The following is a 3713-nucleotide window of genomic DNA, read 5'->3' as shown; positions in this document are numbered from 1 at the left end:
GTGGGACACGACGGGGCTGAACCGGCCACTCGACGGGGCTGAACCGGCCTTTCGACGCCCCTGAACCGGCCTTTCGACGGGGGGTGGGTCAGAGCGTGACCCAGCCGGCGCCGGCGGCGGAGCGGACCATGGCATCCAAGGCTTCGGCCGACGCGACGGCATCGGCGAGCACCGGGCCTTCCGAAGTCCCGGACAGGATCGAGCGGACGAAGCCCGCCAACTCCACGACCTTGGTGTCGTCATAGCTGGTCGGGATGCTCGACCCCGGCTGGAAGCGCCCGTGCTCGCCGGCGCCCGGGCCGACGAAGAGGCGCTGGGTGGGTTGATCGGCATACGTGCTGCCGGTGGACAGGCGCAACTCGCCGGGCGTGCGGAAGTCCCACTCGATCAGGCCCGTGGTGCCGTGCACCTCGATGCCGTAGTTGTTCTGCTCACCTACGGCCACCCGGCTGCACTCGAGCGCGACGAGCACGCCGGCGTGGGTGCGCATCATGGCCATCACATAGTCCTCGTTCTCGACCGCGCCCTTGGGCGCCTCGGGGTCGCCGAGGCCGTGGCCATAGGTCTGCGCGCCCTCCTGGAGCACCGGCCGTTCGGGGATGAAGACCGCGGTCTGCGCGACCAGCCCGGCGAGGTCACCGAGAACATAGCGCGTCAGGTCGACCGCGTGCGACGCAAGGTCGCCCAGGACCCCATGGCCTCCCGACGCCAACCCATAACGCCAGGTCAGCGTGCCGAGCGGGTGAGCGGCGTAGTCGGTGAGCAACCGCACCCGGGCGTGGGTCGGCATACCGATCGCGCCGTCGGCGACCAGATCGCGCAAGCGAGCCGACGCCGGCACCGCACGGTAGTTGAACCCCACCGTCCCCTGCACCCCGGCAGCAGCGACGGCATCGGCGACCGCCTGCGCGTCCGCGGCGCAGAGGCCGACCGGCTTCTCGATCCACAGGTGCTTGCCGGCCGCGGCGACGGCGACGCCGATCTCGCGGTGGAGGGCGTTGGGCGCGGTCACGCTGACCGCCTCGATGCGCGGGTCCGCGATCAGCTCGCGCCAATCGCCGTATGCCGTGGCGAACCCGTGCTTGGCGACCGCAGCATCGCGCGCCCCCGGGACGCTGTCGGCAACCGCCACGAACTGCGGCGTCACCCCCAGGTCGGCGTAGTGGTGGCGCAGGCGTCCCCACGCCCGGGCGTGCACATCACCAAGCCAGCCGGCGCCGATGACGCCGACCCCGAGCGTGCGCTGCGCGCCCGTCATGGTCAGGCCCCGAGCCGGGGCGCGACGTTGGTGGCGAGGTAGTCCAGGCAAGTGCGCACATCGTCGACCGGACCGGTGCCCGCGGCGGGCAGGCCCTGGGTGAGCGCGGTGTCCTGCTCCAGGACATACCACCCGCGGTAGCCGCCGGCCTCCAGCGCGAGAACGGCCTCGTCAATCGCGACGTCACCCTCGCCGAGCGAGCGGAACATCCCGGCCTGGACGCCCTCGACGAGCGTCAACTCACCGGAGAGCACGCGGTCCGAGGTCGCCACGTCGACATCCTTGAGGTGGACGTGCCCGACGCGGTCGCCGTGCTCGCGGGCGAAGGCGACCGGGTCGACCCCGCCGATCTGCAGGTGGCCGGTGTCGAGACACCACTGGACGTCGGTGTGCTCCAGCGCCAGGGCGACATCGGCCGCGGTCTCGACGACCGTCCCGACGTGCGGGTGGAGGACCTGGGTCAGGCCGTGGGCCGCGCAAATGGCGTCGACCTCGCGCAGGCCCTCGCCGACGATCGCCATCCCGGCCGCGTCGAGCGGCACGGGCGTCGACCAGTCATAGTCCTGGACCAGCGCGGTGACGAACCGGGTCGCCCCGGCCGCCTGGAAGAGCTCCGCGACCTCGGTGGCGCGGCGCAGGGCTTCGGCCCGCTGGGCCGGGTCGTGCAGGACGAGCGGCACGAAGCCGCCAATCATCGCCAAGCCATAGCCCGCCAGCAGCGCGTTCAGGTCGCCGGCCTGCTCCGGGAGGAAGCCGGGGGCACCGAGTTCGGTGGCGGGAATTCCCAGCTCGCGCATTTCGCCGAGCACCCGGTCGGACGGCATGACCTCACCCCAGCCGGGCACTTCGCAGATGCCCCAGGAGATGGGCGCGGCGGCGACGCGGCCGTCGAGAGCACCGAGCGAGGGGGACATGACAAACCTCCGGATTCGAGTGGCGAGGGTAGGCGGGGACGCCAGTCACAGCATACGGCAACCGACCTTATTTGTTCTATCAAAGATATGTGCGCACATTTGCGCTCACCTAGGGTCAGGCCACGCTTGGCGGCGCGTCGATATGACAAACGCCGACTTTGTCCGCTAGCGTTGCGATATATCAGCCCGATATATCGAGAGGAGACATGATGACAACCCGCCGCCAGCAATTGCTGGAGTTCGCCGTGCTCGGTCTCCTCCACGAGGGTCCCCAGCACGGGTACGAGTTGCGCAAGCGGCTCAACCTTGCGCTCGGCCCCTTCCGGGCGCTGTCCTTCGGGACGCTCTATCCCGCGCTGCGCGCGCTCGTCGCGCACGGCTATCTCAGCGAGAGCGCCGACCCGGCGTCCGCGCCCGCGAGCCGCCGGCCCCGGATCACCTACGAACTGACCGACGCCGGGCGCAGCCGCTTCGGCGCTCTCACCGCGCGCGTTGACCCCGATGCGTATGACGACGAGGGCTTCGAGTTGCGCGTCGCCTTCTTCGGGCGCACCGAGTCCACGGCGCGGCTGCGCATCCTCGAGGGCCGCCGCGCCCGTCTGGAGGAGCGGTTGGCCGCCCTGCGGGCAACCAACCGTCAGCGCACCACCCGGGACAGCTGGAGCATCGCTGTCACGCGGCATACGGAAGAGCAGATCGAGCGCGACCTGCGCTGGCTCGGTGACCTGATCACCGCCGAACGCGGCGCACCCGCCCGCCCCGGCACCCTGACCGACCCCAACCACCCGGCGTTCACGCCACCCGGCCGACTCGGCCGCTAACCATCACCGAAATAAGGAGCACCCTGATGGGTTCCATTCGCGTCGCCATCGTCGGCGTCGGCAACTGCGCGAGTTCCCTCGTGCAGGGCGTCCACTATTACCGCGATGCCGACCCGGCCGGCACCGTCCCCGGGCTCATGCACGTGCAGTTCGGCCCGTATCACGTCAATGACGTCGAGTTCGTCGCCGCGTTCGACGTCGACGACAAGAAGGTCGGCAAGGACCTCGCCGAGGCGATCAACTCCTCCGAGAACAACACCATCACCATCGCCGAGGTCCCTACCACCGGTGTGACGGTCCAGCGCGGCCACACCCTGGACGGGCTCGGCAAGTACTACCGCCTGACCATCGACGAAAGCCCGGCCGAGCCGGTCGACGTCGTCGCCGCTCTGCGCGAGGCCCAAGTCGACGTGCTCGTCTCCTACCTGCCGGTGGGCTCCGAGGAGGCCGACAAGTTCTACGCCCAGTGCGCGATCGACGCGGGCGTCGCCTTCGTCAACGCCCTGCCGGTCTTCATCGCGAGCGACCCCGAGTGGGCCGCGAAGTTCGAGGCCGCCGGCGTGCCGATCATCGGCGACGACATCAAGTCCCAGGTGGGCGCGACCATCACCCACCGCGTGATGGCGAAGCTCTTCGAGGACCGCGGCGTGGTGCTGGACCGGACCTACCAGCTCAACGTCGGCGGCAATATGGACTTCAAGAACATGCTCGAGCGCGAGC

The 3713-nt window shown here is 70.1% G+C and carries 3 protein-coding genes and 1 pseudogene; 2 read left to right on the top strand and 2 right to left on the bottom strand.

Features of this window, described 5'->3' with window-relative positions; genetic code table 11:
- Nucleotides 1–88: 88 nt before the first annotated feature.
- Nucleotides 89–1258, bottom strand: coding sequence for a Gfo/Idh/MocA family oxidoreductase (locus tag PKH97_RS14910; protein ID WP_324388366.1), 1170 nt, complete (start codon nucleotides 1256–1258; stop codon nucleotides 89–91).
- A gap of 2 nt (nucleotides 1259–1260) precedes the next feature.
- The gene (locus PKH97_RS14905; RefSeq protein ID WP_324388365.1) at nucleotides 1261–2172 is read right to left on the bottom strand and encodes a TIM barrel protein; all 912 of its coding nucleotides are present in this window, start codon (nucleotides 2170–2172) and stop codon (nucleotides 1261–1263) included.
- 209 nt (nucleotides 2173–2381) lie between these two features.
- On the opposite strand from PKH97_RS14905, the gene PKH97_RS14900 reads away from it, so the two are divergent.
- Both PKH97_RS14900 and PKH97_RS14895 read left to right on the top strand, forming a co-directional pair.
- The gene (locus tag PKH97_RS14900; RefSeq protein ID WP_324388364.1) at nucleotides 2382–2993 is read left to right on the top strand and encodes a PadR family transcriptional regulator; all 612 of its coding nucleotides are present in this window, start codon (nucleotides 2382–2384) and stop codon (nucleotides 2991–2993) included.
- A gap of 26 nt (nucleotides 2994–3019) precedes the next feature.
- A pseudogene (locus tag PKH97_RS14895) lies at nucleotides 3020–3713 on the top strand (inositol-3-phosphate synthase); the annotation flags it as partial.

This window comes from Nostocoides sp. (assembly GCF_035343835.1).
In the GTDB taxonomy this organism is placed as follows: Bacteria; Actinomycetota; Actinomycetes; order Actinomycetales; family Dermatophilaceae; genus Nostocoides_A; species Nostocoides_A vanveenii.
The sequence above is the reverse complement of the archived record's forward strand: the minus strand, read 5'-3'. Positions and strand labels throughout refer to the sequence as shown.